Genomic DNA, 21,427 nt, shown 5'->3' with positions numbered 1-21,427 from the left:
CACGGAAGGTTGTTGTGATGAAGCGTTGTCTTGCCGTCACGGGCGCGGCGGTGCTGCTGCTGGCCGGATGCGGCGCCCAGGAGGAGCCGCAGGCCGCCGCCGGGCCCGTCACGATCGACTACTGGCTCTGGGACACCGCCCAGCAGCCCCAGTACCAGGCCTGCGCCGACGCCTTCCACAAGGCGAACCCGAACTACACCGTCAAGATCACCCAGTACGGCTGGGACGACTACTGGAACACGCTGACCACCGCCTTCGTCTCCGGCACCGCCCCCGACGTGTTCGTCGGCCACCTGTCGCGCTACCCCGAGTTCGCCGCCCAGGGCCAGATCCTGCCCCTCGACGAGAACGTCACCAAGGACAAGGTGGACCTGTCGATCTACCAGGACGGCCTGGCCGACCTGTGGGTCGCCAAGGACGGCAAGCGGTACGGGCTGCCGAAGGACTTCGACACCGTGGCGGTGATCTACAACACCGACAAGCTGAAGGAAGCCGGCATCAAGCCCGAGGAGATGGCCGAGCTCAACTGGAACCCGCAGGACGGCGGCACGTACGAGAAGATGATCGCCCGCCTCACCGTGGACAAGAACGGCAAGCGCGGCGACGAGCCCGGCTTCGACAAGAAGAGCGTCGCCACCTACGGCCTCGGCCTGGCCGGCAGCGGCGCGGGCTTCGGGCAGACCGAGTGGAGCCAGTACGCGATGAGCAACGGGTGGCAGTACGGCGACCGGAACCCGTGGCCGAGCAAGTTCAACTACGCCGACCCCAAGTTCAAGGAGACCATCAAGTGGTTCACCTCGCTCATCGACAAGGGGTACATGCCGACCATGGACATCGCCAGCTCCGGTGTCGGGCAGATCGACGCGTACGGGGCGGGCAAGTACGCGATGGTCACCGAGGGAAGCTGGAACACCAAGACGTACTGGAACCTGAAGGGCGTCAAGTCGGCCCTCGCCCCCACCCCGATCGGGCCGACCGGTAAGCGGGCCAGCCTCTTCAACGGCCTGGCCGACAACATCTCGGCCTCCACCGACAGCCCCGACGCGGCGTGGGCGTGGGTGAAGTTCCTCGGCTCGCCGGCGTGCCAGGAGGAGATCGTGGCCAAGGAGGCGATCGTCTTCCCGGCGATCAAGACGGCCACGGTGAAGGCGGAGCAGGCGTTCAAGGACGCGGGGATCGACGTCAAGCCGTTCACCATGCACGTCGAGGAGGGCACCACGCACCTGGCCCCGATCGCCGAGCACTGGGCCGACATCACCGCGACGATGACGGAGACGATGGACGCGATCTTCTCCTTCAAGGCCGACGTCAACTCGCTCGACCAGGCCAACGCCACCGTCAACGGCTACTTCGGCTGAAAACCGCGAGGGCCGGGCTCCGCCGTTCAGGCGGCGCCCGGCCCTCGCGCTGGTTCGGGGGTCAGGAGGTGTGCAGGTACACCTGGCCGAACACCTCAGACAGGTTCTTCAGGTCCGTCGCCAGGTCCACCTCGGGGTGGGCCGGGTCGTAGACGGTGGCCAGGCGCGGCTTGATCGTGCCGAGCTTCTTGAGCTGCTCCCACGTGGTGTTGGCGGCCCACTTCTCGCCGTACACCCGGCTGACCTGCCCCTGGTCGTTCTGCCAGCGCGACCACAGCGTGACGGTCTCGGCGGCGTCCTCGCGCAGCGGCGCGGCGATCCGCTCGGCGATCGCCTTGGTGACCTGCTCCTCGGTCAGCGCGGAGGAACCGGCGGCGGCGAACGAGGCGTCCTCGGCGGCGATCTGCGCGTAGGCGTCCCAGGCGCGGGCCTGGACCTGGGCCCACTGGTTGCGCTGGGCGGCGGTGGCGTCGATCTTCCAGGTCGCGTACTCGGTGGCGAAGTGACCGCTGTCGAGGGCGAGCTGGTCGAGGTAGCCCTTGCTCAGCCAGGCGCCGATGCGCTCGGGGTCGAGCAGCGGGTACTTCTTGGTCAGCTCGGCCGTGCAGGCCTGGTCCGCGCCGCAGCCGAGCACCGGCACCACCGTGTGCGCGGCCAGCTTCTTGCCCGGCAGCAGCGTGCGCAGCGCGGTCGCGGTCTCGGAGACGAACTTGTCCAGCTCCTCCGCCGTGGCGAAGGTCTCGTTGTAGCCGAGCTGCGAGGTGAACCTGACACCCACGACCCCGGGCTGCGTGGCGACCAGCGCGGCGATCTTCTTGGCGGCCTCGGTGAGCTTGCCGGCCTTGTAGTCGTCGGCGAGCTCGGTCTCGATCCAGACCCGCATGGTGGTCTGGGTCTGAGCCATGGTCTGCGTGGCCTGGCCGGCCGGGGTGGCCTGGGCGGCGGTCTTCTCGGCGGCGGTGATCGAGTTCGGGTCGACGTAGCACTGCTCGCCGTTCTGGCACTCCGGCGTGCCGCCGTCCTCGGCGCCCGGCACGTCAGGGGAGTCGACGTCGTGGAGCTGGCCGTCGCCCTCGGCGTCGGTCGGGCACTCGTTGCCCGCCTCACCACAGTCGATCATGATCGGCGGGATCGGGGCGGCGTTCTCCATGTTCTCGCCGTCGTTGCCGAGCCAGAAAAGCGCGGTGTCCAGGGCCTCTTCCGGCGTGTTCAGCCAGGTGCACACCACGTACGACGGGGTGCCGGGGGGCAGCTCGTCGTTGCAGTTCCTGTCGCCGTCCTCCGAGTAGGCGGGGACACCGATCCCCAGCAGCGAAAGGGTGAGACCGATGATGAAGACCTGCCGTAGCCGCCGTCTCATGGCACCTAACTTCCAGGGGGTGATCGTGGGCATATGAACCATATCCGGACGATCAAGGACGATCAATGAGATCCGCGGCGTTCTTCACGCCATGCTCAACACGTAGTAGCCGTCCCAGTCGTGCGGCGTTCTCCCGATATTCATGTACGGCGATCAGCCGCGCCGCCAGCTCGTCCCTGGTCAGCCCGGTCACGGGCAACGGCCGCGGCCCCACCCCCAGCGCCGCCACCCGCCTGCCCCAGAACGGCTGGTCGGAGAAGAACGGGCAGACCACGTTCGGCACCCCCGCCGCCAGGGCCGTCCCCGTGGTGCCGGCGCCGCCGTGGTGCACGACGGCCGCCATCCTCGGGAACAGCCGTTCGTGCGCCACTTCCCCCACCACCCGCACGTCGTCGTCCTCGGCCACCGGCAGCCCCTGCACGACGCCCCGCATCCGCGCCCGCCGCAGCGCCCCGGCCACCTCGGCCGCCACCCGCTCCGGCTCGCCCGGCACCATGCTCCCGAACCCCACGAACACCGGCGCGGGCCCCGCCTGCAGAAAGTCCTCGATGCCGCCGTCCGCCTCCGCGGCCGGCAGCCGCCAGTAGCCGGTCAGGTGCACGTGCCCGGGCCAGTCCGCGGGCCGGGGCACGACGAGCGGGCTCACCCCACACAACACCGGCACCCGCGCCCGCCGATCCGCCGCGAACGGGCTCCCGCGCAGCGGCCGCAGGCCCAGGACGCTCGACCGCAGCCGGTTCACCATGCGGCCGAGCACCAGCCAGCCGAGCCGCTCGATCACGGCGTAGCTGGCCCGGTTCCCCAGCGGGCCCAGGGTCGCCGGCGGCACCAGCGGGTTGGGGAACTCGCGGGTCGGCTCGCTGGGCTGGAAGTGCAGGATCCGGTACGGGATGCCGTACCGGTCGTGCAGGTGGCGGCCGAAGGCGCCCAGGGCGGGGGCGAGCACCAGGTCCGCGTCCGCGCAGGCGGCGTCCACCTCCTTGACCAGGGTGGTGGCCAGCGGCTCGACGACGGTCCTGAACCCGCGCACGAACCCCAGCGGGCCGCTCCCCAGCCACCGCCGCCCCTCCTCGCTCTCCACGACCGCCGGCGGATCCACGCTCAACGCGGCGAACGCCACCCCGGGCCCCGCCGTCGCGCCGTACCGGTCGCTCGGCGGGACGTCCTCGTCGCCGCGCGGGGCGAGCCAGGCGTATCGGCGGGCCGCGACCAGCGTGACCGCATGCCCGCGCGCGGCCAGCTCCAGGGCGAGCGCCGCACACGGTTGCACGTCCCCTCGTGACCCGAGCCCCAGCACCGCCACCCTCATGTCCCCGCCGCCTCCCGGGTCGGCGACCGCGGCCTCATGGGAGGGTCACCAGGCTGATCAGCGCCCCGGCCAGCACCAGCCCGGCCGCCGCCAGCAGCCCTACCGCGTACCCGGTGGCGAAATCGCCCGCGGCGTGCACGATCACCCCGACGGCCGCGATCCCGAAGAGTCCCGAAATTTCGCGACTCACGGAGAAGATCCCGCCCGCCACCCCGGCCCTCGCCTCCGGCACGGCGCCCAGCACCGCCGACCCCAGGGGCATGGTCAGCGCCGAGCCCACCCCGATGGCGCACACGGCGGGCAGCAGCCGCCCCCACCCGTCCCCCGCCTCCAGCGTCGCGGCCAGCGCCATCCCGGCGGCCACGAGCACGAGCCCGGCGGCCACCGTCCGCCCGGCCCCCAGCCACCGCTCCACCAGCGGCACGACCGGCGTGACGATCACGACCAGCAGCGCCAGCGGCACGAACGCCACCCCGGAGTCCGTCGGCGTGAACCCGAGCACCCCCTGCAGGAAGATCGCCGTATAGAAGAACACCCCGTTCACCCCGAGCCCCCAGAGCACCTGGGCCGCCACCCCGCCCGCGAAGCTCCGCACCCTGAACAGCCCCGGCTCCACCATCGGCTCCCGGGCCCGCCGCTCGGCCACCACGAACGCCACCCCGCCGCCCGCGCACCCGAGCACCGCCACCACGACGGCGGGCGACGTCCACCCGTGCGCCCCACCATGAATCAACGCGAACGTCCCGGCCGCCAGGAACACCACCGACGCCGCCACCCCGGCCACGTCCAGTTCCCGCCCGCCGGCTGCACGGGCACGCGAACGGTCGGCGCCACCCGATCCGGCGGCCACACGAGCACGAGGGCGGTCAGGATCGCCCGCGCCCTCGGGGACAGCCACGGCGACCAGCGCCATGATCGCGACGCCCAGCGGCACGTTGGCCAGGAACACCCAGCTCCAGTGCGCATGCTCGCTGAGGTAGCCGCCCGCCACCGGCCCGAGCGCCAGCGCCGCCGCCCCGGAGGCCATCCACACGGCCACCCCCATGGAACGCTGCCGCTCCTCCCGCCCGGCCAGCACGGCAAGCGTCGCGGGCAGGATCAACGCCGCCCCGGCCCCCTGCGCCAGCCGGGCCGCGACCAGCACCCCGACGGAGCCGGACAGGCCCGCGCCGAGCGAGGCCACCGTGAACGCCCCCAGCCCCGCCAGCAGCACCCGCCGATGCCCGTGGACGTCGGCCAGCCGCCCGCCGGCGAGCATGAGGCCCGCGAAGGTCAGGATGTACCCGGTCGCCACCCATTCCAGGGCGGCCAGGCCCGCGCCGAGGTCGCGCTGGATGCTGGGGATCGCGACGGTGACGACCGTGTTGTCCAGCGTGGTCATGAAACCGGCCAGGCCCGTGACGAGGAACAGCGCCCAGGCCCTGACGGGCCGCCGCCGCGCCCCGGTGGCGGTCAGGCTCATTCGTCCACCTCCACCCACGTCCAGCCGCCGCCCGGCAACGCCCGGACCACCCGGGCGCGCCTGTCCACCACCCGCACCCACCCCGCCCGCCGCCCGGCCCGATCACCCTCACCAGCGGCAGCACCTTCACCGGACTCGGCCGGGAGCTCCCGGAGCGCGAACGCGCCCGGTCGCGCGGGCGCGGCGGGGAGCGGCACGGGATCGGTGTCCGCCCCGAAGACGGCCGGCCGGCCGTTCACGGTCACCGCGGGCGGCGCGTCCTCAGGAGTCGGCGTGATCGCCCGCGGCAGCCTCACGCCGGACGGCGTACCGGCGGCGGGGCGCGGCACAGGTGCCGACGCCGGTGCCGGGGCCAGTGCGGAGGCCGGAGCCGCGGCGAGGGCCGATGCCGAGGCGGGTGCCGGGGTGGCCTCGCGGAGTGCGATGCGGTGGTGGAAGGCGCGCCACGACCGCGGCAACCACCAGTTCGCCCCGCCCATCAGCCGCATCGACGCAGGCACCAGCAGCGCCCGCACCAGCGTCGCGTCCACCACGATCGCCACGAACATCCCCACCCCGAGCAGCTTCACGATCGTGATCCCGGCCGTGGAGAAGGCCCCGATCACGACCAGCAACAGCAGCGCCGCACTGGTGATCACCCCGCCCGTCTGCTGCAGCCCGGCGGCGACGGCGGCGGTGTTGTCCCCCGTACGCAGCCACTCCGCCCGCACCCGCGACAGCAGGAACAGCTCGTAGTCCATGGACAGCCCGAACACCACGGCCAGGATGAGCACGGTCACGGTGGCCTCGATGGACCCGGTGGAGGTGAAGTTCAGGGCGGCGGCCAGGTGACCGTCCTGGAAGGCCCACACGATCACGCCGAACGAGGCCCCGATGGACAGCACGTTCATCAGCAGCGCCTTGACGGGCAGCACCAGCGACCCGAACGCGGCGAACAGCAGCACCCCCGTGACCGAGCAGACCACGAGCGCCATCCACGGCAGCGTGGCGACCAGGCTGTCCTGGAGGTCCAGTTGCGCCGCCGTGGGCCCGCCGACCACGACCCGCCGCACGTTCGGCTCGGGCGAGAGGGCGCGGATCGACCGTACGAGGGCCCTGGCCTCGTCCGACATGGGGTCCGAGGCGTACCGCACGGCCAGCCGCACCGCCCCGTTCGCCTGCGACAGGCCCGCCACCTCGACGTCCGTGACGCCGGGCAGCCGCTCCAGCCGCCGCGCCAGCGGCCGGACGTCCACGGGGCTCACGGGGGTGACGGCGCTGATCGGCGTGTGGCCCTGCCCGAGCGGCCCCGGAAGCGGCGGCGTGCCGGTGAAGGAGCGCTCGACCAGGACGTGCACGTCGATCGCGGCCATGGCGTTGCGGGCGAAGTCCCGGTCGAGGGTCTCGGCGACGCGGCGGCTCTCGGAGGCGGCCGGGAGCACCCTGTGATCCACGTTCCCGAACTTGACGTGCAGGAACGGCACCGCCAGCGCGACCAGCACGACGCTCACCGCCACCAGGTACAGCACGGGCCGGCGCATCACGCTGGAGGCCACGGAGTGCCACAGCCCGCCCTCCCCGCGCGGCCCGAAGTCGGGCGTGATGCGTAACGCGTTCACGCGCGGCCCGAGCACGCCGAGCACGGCGGGCAGCACGATCAGCGCGGCCCCCACCGCGACGAGCACCACGGCGGCGGCGCCGAGCCCGATCGAGCGCAGGAACATCTGCGGGAACAGCAGCAGCCCCAGCAGCGCCGTGGCGACGGTCAGCCCGGAGAAGGCCACGGTGCGCCCGGCCGTGGCCATGGTGCGCACCACGGCCTGCTCGTTCGTGGCCCCGCGGGCGATCTCCTCCCTGAACGCCTTGAGCACGAACAGCGAGTAGTCGATGGCCAGGCCGAGCCCGAGCATGGTGACGACGTTCAGCGAGAAGACGGACACCTCGGTGACGGAGGTGAGCAGCCGCAGCAGCACCAGCGCGCCGAGCACCGCGAGCAGCCCCACGACCAGCGGCAGCCCGGCGGCCACGAGGCTGCCGAAGACGACGACGAGCAGCACCAGCAGCACGGGCATGGAGATGGCCTCGGCGCGGGTGAGGTCGGCGGCGGTCTGGTCGTTGAGCTCGTCGAGGAGGGGCACGGAGCCGCCGACCGACACGTAGAGGTTGTCGACGTTCCTGAGCCGGTCGGCGATGGCGGCGTAGGCGCGCTGCTCGTCGCCCTTGAGCGTGACGATCGCGTACGTCGAGTGCCCGTCCTCGGAGACCAGCTTCTTGGACTTGGTCGTCCAGTACGTGGCCATCGCGCGCACGTGCCGTCCCGGCAGGGCTCGCAGCGAGCGGTGCACGGCGGCCTTGTACCGGGCGTCGCGCACCTTGACCGAGGGGTGCCGGTAGAGGACGACGACGTCGGGGGCGTGGCCGCCGTACCACTCGTCGTTCCAGCGGGCGGCGGTGGTGGAGTCGGCACGCGGGTCCTCGAAGCCGCCGTCGGCCATCCGGCCGAACAGCTCCAGGCCGAACGGCGCGGCGAGGACGGCGGCCGCCAGGGTCAGCGCCAGCAGGGTCCACCGGCCCCGGTAGACCAGGCGGCCCGCCGACTCAAACAAACAGACCCTCCAGGTACGCCTGGAGGCACGCCTGCCGGGCGATCTTCCCGCTCGACGTCCTCGGCACGGTCCCGGCCCCGGTCAGCACGAAGTCGTGCACCGCTAGATCGTGATATTTCCGGACGGCGGCTCGTACCGCCCGCCCGACCTCCTCCGCGCCGGCGGACTCCCCGGCCCGCGACCGCTCGGCCACCACGACCAGCCGCTCGCCCTCGTCGAAGGGCAGGGAGAAGGCCGCCACCCGGTCCCGCCGCACCGCCGGATGGGCCTCCTGCGCGGTGGCCTCGATGTCCTGCGGGTAGTGGTTGCGCCCGTCCACGATGACCAGGTCCTTGATCCGCCCGGTGATGTACAGCCGCCCGTCGTGCCGGACCCCCAGGTCCCCGGTGCGCAGCCAGGTCCCGTCCGCGCCCTCCAGCACCGCCCCGAACACCTCCGCGCTGCGCGCGGGATCGCGCCAGTAGGCGCGGGCCACGTTCGGCCCCTGCACCCAGATCTCGCCCACCTCGCCGTCCGGGAGGGCCCGCCCGGAGGGGTCCACGATGCGCACCTGCTGCCCGTGGGGACGCCCGCACGACACCAGGCACGACCCCGCGGCGGCGGGCACCGCGCGCCCGTCCCGCAGCGCGTCGCGGTCGAAGACGGTCATCACGGGCCGCTCGTCCCGCCCGGCGGCGGTGACGAAGACGGTGGCCTCGGCCAGCCCGTACGCGGGCGTGTGCGCCTCGGGCCGCAGCCCGCACCCGGCGAACGCCGCGTCGAACGCCTCGATCGCCCCCGGCCGCACCGGCTCGGCGCCGTTCAGCATGACCCGCACCCCGGACAGGTCCAGCCCGGCCTTCTCCTCGGGGGTGACGCGGGCGGCGGTGTACTCGTAGGCGAAGTTGGGCCCGGCGGTGAACACGTCCCCGAACTCCGACAGCAGCCGCAACCACCGCACCGGCCGCATGACGAACGCCACCGGATCCATGAACGCCGCCTGGTTCCCGCCCATCATCGGCATCGCGACGGTGGCGACCAGGCCCATGTCGTGGAAGAGCGGCAGCCACAGCGCCGCCACCGACGTCCTGGGCCTGGCCCGGAACAGCTCCCAGAGCTGGGTGGCGTTGGCGGTGAGGTTCCCGTGGGTGATCTCGACCCCGGCGGGCGTGCGGGTGGAGCCGGAGGTGTACTGCAGGTAGGCCAGGTCGTCCGGCCCGGCCGGCTCGGGCTCCCACTCGTCGGCGAGCAGGTCGGAGACGGTGTCCACGGCGAGCACGTGCTTGGGGGCGTGGGCGGTGGCCAGGAAGTCCGTGACGCCGGGCAGCGCGGGGGCCGTGGTCAGCACGATCAGGGGGTCGGCGTCGGCGTACGCCCCGGCCAGCCGCTCGCCGTGCCCCGGCAGCCCGGGCGCGAACAGCGGCACCGCGACGAGCCGGGCGTACATCGCGCCCAGCATCGCCACCACGTAGTCCAGCCCCTGCGGCACGAGCACCGCCACGCGCTCGCCCGGCGCCGCCAGCTCGCGCAGCCGCACGGCCAGCGCCCTGGCCTTGAGGTCGGCACGCCTCCAGGTGAGCGTGTGCCGCGTGCCGCCCCCGAGGTGGTCGACGAACGTGTACGCGGGCGCCTGCGGGATCTCCCGGGCCCACCGGGCCACCTGTGCGATCAGCATCTCGCGCATGCCTGGTCCCCCTCACCGTGAGCAGGACCTAGCAAATTACGGGAGAAGCAGGCGTGATTCTTGCCCGGCTCAAGCACATTCCGCGACCGGTCTTGTTGCCGGCGTGACAATAAATATCCACACGACAGCGGGTGCGAGTTGCGGCAGAATAGCGGGGTTTGGCTGCTTTTAGGGAGTTTGCGCCGATGCATAGTTTTCTCCGCGACCTCGGCCTGCTCCGGGACCGCCGCTTCGCGCTGCTGCTGTCGGCGCGGACGATCTCCATGCTCGGCAGCGCGTTCGCCCCCGTGGCGCTGGCGTTCGGCGTGCTCAACCTGCCGGGCGCGACCGCCTCCACGCTGTCGGCGGTGCTCGCCGCCGAGGCTCTGCCCATGATCGCGTTCATGCTGGTCGGCGGCGTGATCGCGGACCGCCTCCCGCGCCAGCGGGTGATGATGGCGGGCGAGCTCCTCATGGCGGCCGGGTTCTTCGCGCTGGGCGTCATGCTGCTCACCGGCTGGACCCCGATGCCCGCGCTGATCTCGGCGGCGGCGCTGGCCGGGGTGGCCACGGCGGTCACGTTCCCGGCGCTCACCGGCATCATCCCCGAGGTCGTCCCCCCGGAGCGGCTGCAGACCGGCAACGCGCTGCTCGGCCTGGGCGCGAACGCCTCGCGGGTGGCCGGCGCGGTGCTCGGCGGCGGCACGGTGGTGCTGGTCGGCGGGGGCTGGGCGCTGATCACGAGCGGCGCGATGTTCTCCGTCGCGGGCGTGCTGATCGCGATGTTGCGGCTGGCGCCCGGCGACCGCTCACGGGGCGAGGCCCACTCGGTGCTGGCCGACCTGCGTGACGGCTGGCGGGAGTTCAGCTCCCGGCAGTGGATCTGGGTCGTGGTCGCGCAGTTCTCGCTGCTCGTCATGGCCATCCAGGCCGGGCACGGCGTGCTCGGGCCGCTGCTGGCCAAGGAGAGCCTGGGCGGGCCGCTGGCCTGGTCGGGCTTCCTGGCGGGCGAGGCCGTCGGGACGATCGTCGGCGTGCTGGTGTCGCTGCGGGTGCGGCCGCGCCGCCCGATCCTGGTCGGGGTGCTGCTCTGCTTCCCTGCCGCGCTGCCGTACCTGCTGCTCGGGTTGGACGCGCCGCTGTGGGCGATCGTGGGCGGGGCGTTCGTGCTCGGCGTGTGCTTCGACGTGTTCGGCGTGCTCTGGCAGACCACGATGCAGCGCGAGATCCCGGCCGAGTCGTTGTCGCGGGTCAGCTCGTACGACCTGCTCGGCTCGCTGATGTTCGGCCCGATCGGGCTGCTGCTGGCCGGGCCCGCGGCAGGCTGGTTCGGCACCCGGGAGTCGCTGCTCGGCTGCGCGGTCATCGTGGTGATCTCCACGCTGGCCGCGCTGCTGTCGCCCGGCGTGCGCAACCTGCGCGCGCCGGAGCCGCGGGCCACCGCTCACGCCGACCTGAAGTAGGCGCCGGCCCTGGGCTGGAACATCAGCACCAGCGCCCCCAGCACGGCCAGCACGTGCAGCACCCGGCTGGCCGCGAAGACCCACGCCATCGCGTCGGCCCCGGTCATGGCCTCGGCGATCGAGCCGCCCGCGAGCAGCCACTCGATCGGCTCCTTGACCAGTGAGAGCGTGCCGAACACGCCGAGCGTCCCCGCCAGCGTCCAGCGGGCCCAGTTCGCGCCGCCCTTCAGCTTCAGCGCCAGGAAGACCGCCCCGGCGAAGACGGCCAGCCGGAACCCGCCCTGCGGCAGCACGTCGAGCACCGGCGTGCCCTCGTACAGCAGCTTGCCGATCACCAGCACGGCCTCGAACGCGCCGAACGCGACGGCCGACAGCCACAGCATGGCGGCGGTGTGCACGACGGGCGGGGCCGGCTCGATCCTGACGGCAGTGGTGGTGGTGCTCATGACGGAACCTCCGGAAAAGTGGTGATACCGCAGTCTCCGTCGCGCACCCTGTCCGGATCATGCCCGCCGTCCCCCGAGTTCCGGTGGGGTGCGCCCTACCCCGTCCGGCCGCTTGTCCGCAGGCCACGGGTAGGGACGCGCTCGTGCAGCCCGAAGCGCGGGTCCGGCGCGTGCTCGCCGTCCAGGACGCCCGCCACGTACCCGGCCAGCGCCGGCGCGTGCTTGAACCCGTGCCCCGAGTCCCCGCCGAGCAGCCACACGCCGGGTGCGGTCTCGGCGAGCAGCCACTCGGCGTCCGGCGTGAGCGCGTACTGGCAGACCTGGCTGAACAGCACCGGCGCCTGCGCCAGCGCGGGGAACCTGCGGCCCAGGTAGCCCGCGGCCCGCTCGACGCTGTCCGGGTCGACCGCGCGGCTGCCGTGCTCCGGCTCGTACGGCCGCCCCTCCGCGTCGGAGGTGGACTTCATGCCCACCCCGTCCACGTCGCCGTGCCCGTAGGCGGAGGCGTCGTAGTCGACCCAGGCCGGGGTCTCGGGGACCGACCAGGCGGGCGGCACCGCGAAGTGCAGCGTGTCCTGCTTGGTCACGGTGATCGGCAGCCCGTCGAAGAGCTGGGGCAGCCAGGCGCCGCACGCCCACACCACCCGGTCGGCGCGGTGGAGCTCACCGTCGACCATGACCGCGCTCTCCTCCGGCACGGGCAGCGCCCGCGCCCTGACCAGCCGGACCCCGGCGTACGCCGCCAGGCCGGCGGTCACCTGGGTGGCCCGCCTGGCCCTGATCACGCCCGCGTTCGGCTCCCAGAGCAGGAAGGAGGCCGTCGCCGCTGAAGTCGGGGAAGAACCTGGCGCCGTCGGCCGGATCCAGCTCCTCGCACTCGATGTCCAGACCCTTCAGCACCTGGGCGCTGGCGTGCTCCCACCCGCCGGGGGTCCTGGCGAACCACACCATCCCGGCCTCCAGGTAGAGCTCCTCCCCCGCCCGCTCGCCCAGCCGCCGCCAGCCGTCCCTGGCCTCCCACGCGCGGCGGGCGTACCAGTCGTCGGCCCCGTGGGCGCAGCGCAGCAGCCGCGTCTCGCCGGCGCTGGCCTGCCGTACGTGCCCCGGCCTGTGCTGCTCGACCAGCGTCACCCGCCAGCCGGTTTCGGCCAGCCGCAAGGCCAGCGACGACCCCCAAATGCCCGCTCCGACCACAATGACCGATTTCATGAGACCACGGTGACCGGAAACCGGGCCCCGCCACAAGACTCAGACGATGATGAGCCGGACGACCACGCCGGCGCAGTTGCCCGCCACGCAGATGCGCACCGGCACCTCGGAGATGCCGGGCGCGGCGGGGACGCCGCCCACCTGGCCGTCAGGGCCGATGCTCACGCCCTCGGGCACCTTGTCGTGGTCGGTCACGGTGAAGGTGGGCACCACCCCGGCGGGGCCGCCGTTGATGCCGATCTCACCGCTCAGCGCCGTGCCGGCCTTGCCGGGGAAGGTCAGCTCGCGCGGCTCCCACGGCACGTTGGCCAGCACCACGAGCGTGACGTCCTGCTGACGGCACGACGCCCCGGAGCAGACCTGCACGGTGGCGACGAACGTGCCGGACCGCTGCGGTTTGCCGTACAGGCGGCCGCCCTGGTCGACCTTGACGCCGACCGCGAGGTAGGCGGGGCGGAAGGTGACGCCCTTGGCGACGGGCAGCAGCGACTGGTTCACCTCGATGCCCACGGTGACGTAGAACGTGCTCTCCACCAGGCTCTGGTCGGCGGGCGTCTCGCGGGCCACCGGGACCATGGGCGTGGTGAGCGAGGGCATGGCAGGCGAAAGGGCGCACATCGCCAACCCGGCAAGCAGGAGAACCCACGTTTGCCGCATCATTACCCCCCGGCTCTTCTACGCCGATACGTACCCCCTTCACCGTCCTCTTCACAGCGGAGCGTGACTCCATAATCGGTCGCATGGCCGCTGAATCAGCTCAGACCCTGGAACGCGGGCTCCGCCTGCTCCGACTGCTCGCCGACGGCAAGGGCGGGCGCACGCCGACCGAGCTGAGCGCCGAGCTGTCGCTGAGCCGCCCCGTGGTGTACCGGCTGCTGACGACGCTGCTGGGCGAGGGGTTCGTGCGCAGGGACGCCGAGGGGCGGGTGCATCTCGGGTTCGGGGTGCTGGCGCTGGCGCAGGCCGTGCAGCCGCTGCTGCGCGCGGCGGCGGTGCCGACGTTGCGGCGGCTGGCCGAGCAGGTGGGCGCGACCGCGCACCTGACCGTGGCCGAGGGTGACGACGGGCTGGCCGTCGCGGTGGTCGAGCCGTCCTGGACGAAGATGCACGTGGCCTACCGCGAGGGCTCGCGCCATCCGCTGGCCAAGGGCGCGGCGGGGCAGGCGATTCTCGCCCTGCGGGAGGGGCGGCACGACTACTTCGTGACGGAGGGGCAGTTGCAGGAGGGGGCACGAGGCGTCGCCGCGCCCGTGACCGGGCTGCCGTGGCTGGAGGCGTCGGTGGGGGTGGTGACGTTCGGGCCGCTGGAGGAGTCCACGGGGCCGCGCGTGGTCGCCGCCGCCGCGGAGCTGGCCGCCGCTCTGGGTTGACATCTCCTCGCCGATGGCGGACGGTAGTTTCATATAGAGGACACTTGCGTCCGATAGTCGGACAGGCATGGAGGGGCCGATGCCGTACTACCGGGTCGTGGGAGAGGTGCCGCGCAAGCGGCACACGCAGTTCAGACGGCCGGACGGCGGTCTGTACGCGGAGGAGCTGATGGGCGAGGAGGGTTTCTCGTCCGACTCCTCGCTGCTCTACCACCGCCACCTGCCCACCGCGATCATCAAGGCCGACGCGGTCACGCCGGCCGTGGAGACGCGGCTCGAACCCAACCTGCCACTCTCGCCGCGCCACTTCCGCACCCAGGACCTCATCAGCGCGGGCGACCTGGTCACCGGCCGGATGACGCTGGCAGGCAACGGCGACGTCCGGTTGTCGTACGCGACCAGCGACCAGCCCAGCGAGCTCTACCGCAACTCCATGGGCGACGAGTGCGTCTACGTCCAGCGGGGGCGGGCGCGCTTCGAGTCCACGTACGGCGTGATCGAGGCCGCCGAGGGCGACTACGTGGTGATCCCGACCGGCACCATCCACCGCTGGGTCCCGCAGGGCGGCCCGGCGAACGTGCTGGCCATCGAGGCGGCCGGGCACATCAGGCCGCCCAAGCGCTACCTGTCGCAGTACGGCCAGTTCCTGGAGCACGCGCCCTACTGCGAGCGCGACCTGCGCGCCCCGTCCGAGCCGCTCGTGGTCGAGGGCGAGGAGGTGCCGGTCCTGGTCCGCACGCGCGGCGGGCTGACCAGGCTCGTCTACCGCAACCACCCGTTCGACGTGGTGGGCTGGGACGGATACCTCTATCCGTTCGCGTTCAACATCGAGGACTTCGAGCCGATCGTGAAGAAGACGCACGCGCCGCCGCCGGTGCACCAGACGTTCGAGGGGCCGGGGTTCGTGGTGTGCTCGTTCTGCCCGCGGCCGCTCGACTACCACCCGGAGGCCGTGCCGATCCCGTACAACCATCACAACGTGGACTCCGACGAGTTCATGTTCTACGTCGGCGGCGACTACTCGGCCCGCGCGGGCTCCGGCATCGACGTGGGCTCGATCTCGCTGCACCCGGCCGGCTTCACGCACGGGCCGCAGCCGGGAGCCGTGGAGGCGGTGATCGACGCCGTCTCACGCGGCGTCACGACGACCAGCGAGGTGGCCGTCATGGTGGACACGTTCCGCCCGCTCGACCTCGGCCAGGGCGCACTGTCCTGCGAGGACCCCGGATACGCCTGGACCTGGGCACGATGAATCTTTACACCGCACTGGTGGACGACGCGGGCCTGTTCCCGCCGACGTCCCTGCACATGGACGAGGCCCTGAAGCGCAACCGGCGCGACCTGGAGCGGGGCAGCGAGGTGCTCACCCACCGCTTCCTCTGCCCGGCCAGCCGCCTGGAGCGGCTGCGCGGCATGGACTACCGGCCGCGCAGGATCGGGCTGATCGCGGACACCAGCACGCTGCCCGACTGGGGCGACCTGCCGGTCGACTACGTCGAGATGCGGCTGCCGCCCGACACGTCCGTCGAGGAGCTGGCCGGCCGGCTGGAGCTGCGCGACGGCGTGCGGCTGTTCGCCGAGGTGCCCCCGCGCAAGATGGCCGTGGACGTGCCCGACGGCGTCGGGCTGAAGGTGCGCTGCGGCGGCACGACGGCCGAGGCGTTCCCGCCCGTCGAGCACCTGGGGCAGTTCATCAGGTCCTGCGCGGAGAGCGGCATCCCGTTCAAGGCCTCGGCCGGGCTGCACCACGCCGTACGCCACTTCGACCCCTCGCTCGGCGTGGACCGGCACGGCTTCCTGAACCTGCTGCTGGGCGTCTGCGAGGCCGTGGAGGGCCGCGACCCGGCGCCCGTGCTGCGCACGACCGACGTCGGCCATCTCGTACGGATGGCGAACGCCGTCCAGGAGGACACGGCACGGCGGGCGCGGCAACTGCTGGTGAGCTACGGCTCGTGCAACACCAGCGCGCCCATCGACGACCTGCGCACGCTGGGGTTGATCTCATGAGCTGGGATGTGGACAACCTGCCGTACGGCGTCTTCTCCTGCCCGGGGCAGGAGCCCAGGGTCGGCGTCCGGTACGGCGACAAGGTGCTCGACCTGGCCGCCGCCCTGCACGACGAGGTCTTCGCCGCCCCCTCGCTCAACCCGTTCATGGCCAGGGGCCGCGTGGCCTGGCACGACACCAGGGCCCTGATCAGGAACAAGCTCACCGGCGACCGGTCCGTCACCGAGCGGCACCTGATCCCGCTGGACCAGGTACGGCTGCACCTGCCGTTCGAGGTGGCCGACTACGTCGACTTCTACTGCTCGATCGACCACGCGAGCAACATCGGCAAGATCTTCCGCCCGGGCTCGGAGCCGCTGCAGCCGAACTGGCGGCACCTGCCCGTCGGCTACCACGGCAGGTCGGGCACGGTCGTGGTGTCGGGCACGCCGGTCAGGCGGCCCCAGGGGCAGCTCGGGGCGGGGGTGTTCGGGCCGTGCCAGAAGCTCGACATCGAGGCGGAGCTGGGCTTCGTGGTGGGCGTGCCGACCACGATGGGCTCGCCCGCGGGGGCGTTCGAGGACCACGTGTTCGGGGTGACGCTGGTCAACGACTGGAGCGCGCGGGACATCCAGGCGTGGGAGTACGTGCCGCTGGGGCCGTTCCTGGCCAAGTCGTTCGCCACGTCGGTCTCGCCCTGGGTCACGCCGCTGGAGGCGCTGCCCAGGATCCCCGGCAGGGCCCAGGACCCGGAGCCGGCCGCGTACCTGCGCAGGCAGGGTGACTGGGGCCTGGACATCGAGCTGGAGATCCTGCTCAACGGCGAGGTCGTGTCGCGGCCGCCGTACTCGGCCATGTACTGGACGCCCGACCAGATGCTCGCCCACCTGACGGTGAACGGGGCCTCGCTGCGGACCGGGGACCTGTTCGCCAGCGGCACGATCTCGGGCCCCGAGCGGGGCGAGCGCGGCTCGCTCATCGAGCTGACCTGGAACGGCACCGATCCGATCAAGCTGTCGGGCGGCGAGACGCGCACGTTCCTGCAGGACGGCGACACGGTGACGATCCGGGCCACCGCTGGCGGGCTGACATTGGGCGAAGTTTCCGGAACTGTCGGATAGCTGACTCCGTGTGCTTGCACGGTGACTCACCGCTACCCTGGGATCACCCCTTCCCTCGGAAAGCAGGAGTCACATGCGGCGTGCCGCGACGTTTTGTGTCGCCTTTCTCCTGGTCTGCGGGTGCTTGCTCCTGGTTGGTGGCTGCGGTTCCGGCGCGGCAGGGCCTCCGGCGGCGCCGCCCGTCGTACAGGTCTGGCCGCCCTTCGACTCCAAGCGCGCCCGGACCGATCGCGGCCTGGTGATCAGGTCGCAGGGCGGCACGCTCGCCCAGGTGCTGGTCTACGAGAGCGGCGAGCCGGTGCCCGGCCGGCTCGACGACTCGCGCACGACGTGGCGCACCGACTGGACTCTCCGGCCCGGGGCCGAATACACGGTGACCGCCACCGCCACCCGCGAGGGCGCGCCCGCCACGGTCGCGATGGGCCGCCTGCGCACCCGCACCGCCGCCCGGACGTTCCAGGTGGCCACCACCGCGCCGCTGCCCGGCGAGACGGTCGGCGTGGGCATGCCGATCGTCATCGACTTCGACGCGCCCATCGAGGACAAGGCGGCCGTCGAGCGCGCGCTCGAGGTGCGGGCGCAGGCGCCGCTGGAAGGCGCCTGGCGATGGACCTCCGACACGCAGGTGGTCTACCGCACCCGGCGGCTGTGGGCGTCCAGGCAGCAGGTCACGGTCACGGCGCACCTGGCGGGCGTGCGCGCGGGCGACGGCCTCTACGGCGCCACCGACTCCACCTTCGCCTTCACCGTCGGCCGCAGGCAGACCAGCACCATCGACACCAGGACCCACCAGATGGTCGTCCTGCGCGACGGCACAGTCGCCCAGCGCATGGCCATCAGCGCCGGCATGGCCACCACCACCGAATACACCACGACCAGCGGCATTCATCTGACCATGGACAAGGGAAATCCGGTGCGCATGATCTCCCCCGGCCGGCAAAAAGGTGATCCCGGCTATTACGACCTGATGATCGACCATGCCGTGCGCATTTCCAACAGCGGGGAATACGTGCACGCCAAGGACAACGTGTGGGCCCAGGGCCGGTCGAATGTGAGCCACGGCTGCGTCAACGCCAGGCCTGACCAGGCGGCCTGGTTCTACGCCTCCTCGCTGCGCGGCGACCCCGTCACGATCACGGGCACCGACCGCGTCCTCGAATGGGACAACGGCTGGGGTTTCTGGCAACTGCCGTGGGAGAAATGGCGGCAGGGCAGCGCGCTGGCGGAAATCGACGACCCAGGCGCGAGGGTCCCGCAGCGCTGATATCGGGACTACGGTAGAGGGAGGAGGAACCACTCGCGGATGCAGGCCCGTTGTCCCATCAGGAGGGCCAGGACATGGATGAATGGATCATCTGGATAATCCTCGCGGTCGTCCTCGGCGTGGCCGAAATATTCACGCTCACAGCCTCGCTCGGCCTGCTGGGCGCCGCGGCTCTGCTGACAGCCGCCACGGCGGCCCTCGGTCTGCCCGTGCCCCTGCAGTTGATCTTCTTCGCGGTGTCCTCCGCGGCCGGCCTGCTGGTGCTCAGGCCGATCGCGATGCGTCATATCAACCAGCCGCCGTTGCAGCGGTTCGGTGTGGAAGCGCTCGTCGGTAAACCCGCGTACGTCGTGTCCGAAGTGACGGGCCGCGACGGCCGCGTGCGCGTCGGGGGCGAGGAATGGTCGGCGCGTGCCTACGACGAGACGCTCGTGATCCCCACTGGGGCGACGGTCGACATCATCGAGATCGAAGGGGCGACAGCCCTCGTATATCCCCGGGAGTGACCCATGGATCCGCTGTTGCTGGTCGGACTGTTCGTCATACTTTTTGCCGTGATGACCCTGCTGAAGGCGGTGCGGATCATCCCGCAGGCCCGTGCCCGCAACGTCGAGCGCCTCGGCCGCTACCACCGGACGCTCAAACCCGGGCTCAACTTCGTCATCCCGTACATCGACCGCGTCTACCCCGTGATCGATCTGCGTGAGCAGGTCGTGTCCTTCCGCCCCCAGCCCGTCATCACCGAGGACAACCTGGTCGTCGAGATCGACACCGTCCTGTACTTCCAGGTGACAGACCCGCGGGCGGCGGCGTACGAGATCGCCAACTACATCACCGGCGTCGAGCAGCTCACCGTCACCACCCTGCGCAACGTCGTCGGCTCCATGGACCTGGAGAAGACCCTCACCTCCCGCGACACCATCAACAGCCAGCTGCGCGGCGTGCTCGACGAGGCCACCGGCAAGTGGGGGCTGCGGGTCAACCGCGTCGAGATCAAGGCCATCGACCCGCCGAAGACCATCAAGGACGCGATGGAGAAGCAGATGCGGGCCGAGCGCGACAAGCGCGCGGCGATCCTGAACGCCGAGGGCCAGCGGCAGTCGCAGATCCTCACGGCGGAGGGCGACAAGCAGAGCCGCATCCTGCGGGCCGAGGGCCAGCGCACGGCCGCGATCCTGGAGGCCGAGGGCCAGTCGCGCGCCATCGACCAGGTCTTCCAGGCGGTCCACCGCAACGACCCCGACCCGAAGCTGCTGGCCTACCAGTACCTGCAGGTGCTCCCGCAGCTCGCGCAGGGCGACGGCAACACGTTCTGGGTGATCCCGAGCGAGGTCACCTCGGCCCTGCAGGGCGTCTCGAAGGCGTTCACGGAGGCCCTGCCGCGCTCGGCGGCCACGCGGGACGAGGTGCCCGACACCTCGGCGGCCGACGAGGAGGCGGCCAAGGCCTCGGAGGCCGCGGCCGAGGCGGTGGCCGACGCCCAGGAGGCGGAGAGCCCGAACGGGCCGCGGCAGATCACTCAGGCGGTCAAGGAGCCGTCGCCCTTCCCCGACCTGGACAAGAAGCCTTCCGAGGCCGAGCGCTGAGTCTGGCGGCGCCTGCCGCGTGCGCGGCGGCAGGCGCCCTCGCCCTTCCCCGCCCCGGCGAGGGCGCCGTTCCTGGGGGCCGCGCCCCGATCAGTGCGACAGCGGCGCCTCGGTGGTGTCCACCAGGGTGCACTCGGCGATCGGCCCCTCGCCCACCCGGGCCCAGATCCCCGCGACGACCCCTCCGTTGTTCTCCGACACGCTGAACTCCAGGACCCCCGTCCGGTCCGGCCCGATCACGCGGGGATCGATGACGAAGCCCGGCCCGGCGTCCTCGGGTGTGGGGAACACGTGCAGCGGGGCCTCCTCCGTGCTGAGGAAGTGGCTGCTGCGGGGCTGGGGCTCGCACTTCTTGCCCCGGGGGATGTAGTCCACGACCACGTTCGCCCCCATGTCGCGCAGGTCCGCCTCCAGCTTGTCCGGGTCCTTGGCCTCCCTGATGTCGATGTGGATCAGCCCGTCAGGCAGCTTGGACACCGCGTAGGCGGGCGAGCCGCCCAGGAACAGCGGCACCGCCACCGCCGCGGCGGCCGCCAGCCCCAGGGCGGGGGCCAGGACGGTGAGGCGAGGCAGGCGGCGCCTGCGCGGGGTCGCGTCGATCTCGGTCATCACGAACTCCTTGAGCAGTCGGTGACGGCCCTCGGGAAGATCGCGTTCAGCCGGCATGTTCATCGGATCTCCTCCTTCGCCGGGCCTTGGTCACCTACTACCTGTCGGCTGACGGGAGGGGGTTCCCCCGCGTCGGCGAGTTTCCTGCGGGCCCGCGAGAGCCGCGAGCGCACCGTGCCCACCGGGATGCCGAGCGCCTCCGCCGCCTGGGCGTAGTCGAGCCCGGCCCAGACGCACAACGCGAAGACGTCCTGCTCCTGGCGGCGCAGCCGCCCGTACGCCCCGCGCACGGCGGCCAGGCGCTCGGCGTCGTCGATGCGGCCCACGACCTCCTCGGCGAAGTCCGGCACCGTCTCGCCCCTGGGCATCCTGGCCAGCGCGTCGTCGTGCCTGCGGGCGGCCCGGCGCACGTTGCGGTGCACGTTGGTGGCGATGCCCAGCAGCCAGGGCCGCAGCGAGCCGCCCTCGGGATCGATCCGCTCCCGTAAGCGCCAGGCCTCCAGGAAGGTCAGCGCCATCACGTCCTCGGCGGTGGACCAGTTGCCGGTCAGCCGGAAGGCATGGTTGTAGACGGCCTTCGCGCATTCGTCGAAGAGCCGTCCGAACGCCTCTTGGTCGCCGGCACGGATGCGGGCGCGTGTCGACATATCCACATAT

At 72.1% G+C, this 21,427-nt stretch carries 20 protein-coding genes; 9 read left to right on the top strand and 11 right to left on the bottom strand.

The annotated features are described in order from the left end of the window. Positions 1-17: 17 nt before the first annotated feature. Complete coding sequence (locus tag ACBJ32_RS46475; RefSeq protein WP_375132302.1) at positions 18-1,358, top strand: ABC transporter substrate-binding protein; 1,341 nt, start codon at positions 18-20, stop codon at positions 1,356-1,358. 61 nt (positions 1,359-1,419) lie between these two features. On the opposite strand, the gene ACBJ32_RS46470 is transcribed toward ACBJ32_RS46475, so the two are convergent. Genes ACBJ32_RS46470 through ACBJ32_RS46450 form a run of 5 tightly spaced genes read right to left on the bottom strand, consistent with a single transcriptional unit; the run spans position 1,420 to position 9,737 of the window. Further along, positions 1,420-2,718, bottom strand: a complete 1,299-nt coding sequence (locus ACBJ32_RS46470; RefSeq protein WP_375132301.1) for a hypothetical protein — start codon at positions 2,716-2,718, stop codon at positions 1,420-1,422. 52 nt (positions 2,719-2,770) lie between these two features. Then, positions 2,771-4,027, bottom strand: a complete 1,257-nt coding sequence (locus tag ACBJ32_RS46465; protein WP_375132300.1) for a glycosyltransferase — start codon at positions 4,025-4,027, stop codon at positions 2,771-2,773. A 34-nt stretch (positions 4,028-4,061) separates the two neighbouring features. After that, positions 4,062-5,489: an MFS transporter gene (locus ACBJ32_RS46460; protein ID WP_375132299.1), complete on the bottom strand. Its 1,428-nt coding sequence runs from the start codon at positions 5,487-5,489 to the stop codon at positions 4,062-4,064. Further along, positions 5,486-8,074, bottom strand: coding sequence for an MMPL family transporter (locus ACBJ32_RS46455; protein ID WP_375132298.1), 2,589 nt, complete (start codon positions 8,072-8,074; stop codon positions 5,486-5,488). The genes ACBJ32_RS46460 and ACBJ32_RS46455 overlap by 4 nt, the downstream gene beginning before the upstream one ends. After that, positions 8,067-9,737 carry a fatty acyl-AMP ligase gene (locus ACBJ32_RS46450; protein ID WP_375132297.1) on the bottom strand — a complete coding sequence of 557 codons (1,671 nt, stop codon included), beginning with the start codon at positions 9,735-9,737 and terminating at the stop codon, positions 8,067-8,069. The genes ACBJ32_RS46455 and ACBJ32_RS46450 overlap by 8 nt, the downstream gene beginning before the upstream one ends. Positions 9,738-9,922: 185 nt before the next feature. On the opposite strand from ACBJ32_RS46450, the gene ACBJ32_RS46445 reads away from it, so the two are divergent. Then, positions 9,923-11,179: an MFS transporter gene (locus ACBJ32_RS46445; protein WP_357893622.1), complete on the top strand. Its 1,257-nt coding sequence runs from the start codon at positions 9,923-9,925 to the stop codon at positions 11,177-11,179. Here the strand turns inward: ACBJ32_RS46445 and ACBJ32_RS46440 are convergent. From ACBJ32_RS46440 to ACBJ32_RS46425, 4 genes are all read right to left on the bottom strand, one after another. Continuing rightward, positions 11,161-11,625, bottom strand: coding sequence for a hypothetical protein (locus tag ACBJ32_RS46440; protein WP_375132296.1), 465 nt, complete (start codon positions 11,623-11,625; stop codon positions 11,161-11,163). The genes ACBJ32_RS46445 and ACBJ32_RS46440 overlap by 19 nt on opposite strands. Before the next feature lie 95 nt (positions 11,626-11,720). After that, on the bottom strand, positions 11,721-12,407 hold the full coding sequence (locus ACBJ32_RS46435; protein WP_375132492.1) for an NAD(P)/FAD-dependent oxidoreductase: 687 nt from the start codon (positions 12,405-12,407) through the stop codon (positions 11,721-11,723). Beyond that, the gene (locus ACBJ32_RS46430; protein ID WP_375132295.1) at positions 12,289-12,834 is read right to left on the bottom strand and encodes an NAD(P)/FAD-dependent oxidoreductase; all 546 of its coding nucleotides are present in this window, start codon (positions 12,832-12,834) and stop codon (positions 12,289-12,291) included. Before ACBJ32_RS46430 ends, ACBJ32_RS46435 begins: the two co-directional genes overlap by 119 nt. Before the next feature lie 39 nt (positions 12,835-12,873). Next, the gene (locus ACBJ32_RS46425; protein WP_375132294.1) at positions 12,874-13,431 is read right to left on the bottom strand and encodes a hypothetical protein; all 558 of its coding nucleotides are present in this window, start codon (positions 13,429-13,431) and stop codon (positions 12,874-12,876) included. Between the two features lie 143 nt (positions 13,432-13,574). Here ACBJ32_RS46425 and ACBJ32_RS46420 point away from each other — a divergent pair, with 143 nt between their 5' ends. The 7 genes from ACBJ32_RS46420 (at position 13,575) to ACBJ32_RS46390 (ending at position 20,161) form a co-directional block, all read left to right on the top strand. Next, positions 13,575-14,204: an IclR family transcriptional regulator gene (locus tag ACBJ32_RS46420; RefSeq protein ID WP_185100440.1), complete on the top strand. Its 630-nt coding sequence runs from the start codon at positions 13,575-13,577 to the stop codon at positions 14,202-14,204. A 79-nt stretch (positions 14,205-14,283) separates the two neighbouring features. Beyond that, the gene (locus tag ACBJ32_RS46415) at positions 14,284-15,456 is read left to right on the top strand and encodes a homogentisate 1,2-dioxygenase domain-containing protein (protein WP_357893615.1); all 1,173 of its coding nucleotides are present in this window, start codon (positions 14,284-14,286) and stop codon (positions 15,454-15,456) included. Continuing rightward, complete coding sequence (locus ACBJ32_RS46410; RefSeq protein WP_357893614.1) at positions 15,453-16,211, top strand: hypothetical protein; 759 nt, start codon at positions 15,453-15,455, stop codon at positions 16,209-16,211. Before ACBJ32_RS46415 ends, ACBJ32_RS46410 begins: the two co-directional genes overlap by 4 nt. Beyond that, entirely contained in the window at positions 16,208-17,311 is a 1,104-nt protein-coding gene (gene fahA, locus ACBJ32_RS46405; RefSeq protein ID WP_357893612.1) for a fumarylacetoacetase, read from the top strand. The genes ACBJ32_RS46410 and fahA overlap by 4 nt, the downstream gene beginning before the upstream one ends. A 124-nt stretch (positions 17,312-17,435) precedes the next feature. Next, on the top strand, positions 17,436-18,575 hold the full coding sequence (locus tag ACBJ32_RS46400) for an Ig-like domain-containing protein (protein ID WP_375132293.1): 1,140 nt from the start codon (positions 17,436-17,438) through the stop codon (positions 18,573-18,575). A 74-nt stretch (positions 18,576-18,649) separates the two neighbouring features. Continuing rightward, positions 18,650-19,081, top strand: coding sequence for an NfeD family protein (locus ACBJ32_RS46395; RefSeq protein WP_357893608.1), 432 nt, complete (start codon positions 18,650-18,652; stop codon positions 19,079-19,081). Between the two features lie 3 nt (positions 19,082-19,084). After that, positions 19,085-20,161, top strand: a complete 1,077-nt coding sequence (locus tag ACBJ32_RS46390) for an SPFH domain-containing protein (protein WP_357893606.1) — start codon at positions 19,085-19,087, stop codon at positions 20,159-20,161. Positions 20,162-20,251: 90 nt separating this feature from the next. Here the strand turns inward: ACBJ32_RS46390 and ACBJ32_RS46385 are convergent, their stop codons facing one another. Together ACBJ32_RS46385 and ACBJ32_RS46380 are read right to left on the bottom strand one after the other, a co-directional pair. Continuing rightward, positions 20,252-20,833 (bottom strand): hypothetical protein, encoded by a 582-nt coding sequence (locus ACBJ32_RS46385; RefSeq protein ID WP_375132292.1) that lies wholly within the window; start codon positions 20,831-20,833, stop codon positions 20,252-20,254. Continuing rightward, a complete protein-coding gene (locus tag ACBJ32_RS46380) occupies positions 20,830-21,417 on the bottom strand; it encodes an RNA polymerase sigma factor (protein ID WP_375132291.1) in 588 nt (195 codons plus the stop codon). Before ACBJ32_RS46380 ends, ACBJ32_RS46385 begins: the two co-directional genes overlap by 4 nt. Positions 21,418-21,427 lie beyond the last annotated feature (10 nt).

The sequence above is a fragment of the Nonomuraea sp. GTA35 genome, assembly GCF_041950525.1.
GTDB lineage: Bacteria > Actinomycetota > Actinomycetes > Streptosporangiales > Streptosporangiaceae > Nonomuraea.
Note: the sequence above shows the minus strand (reverse complement) of the source record. Positions and strands in the feature narration are given on the sequence as shown.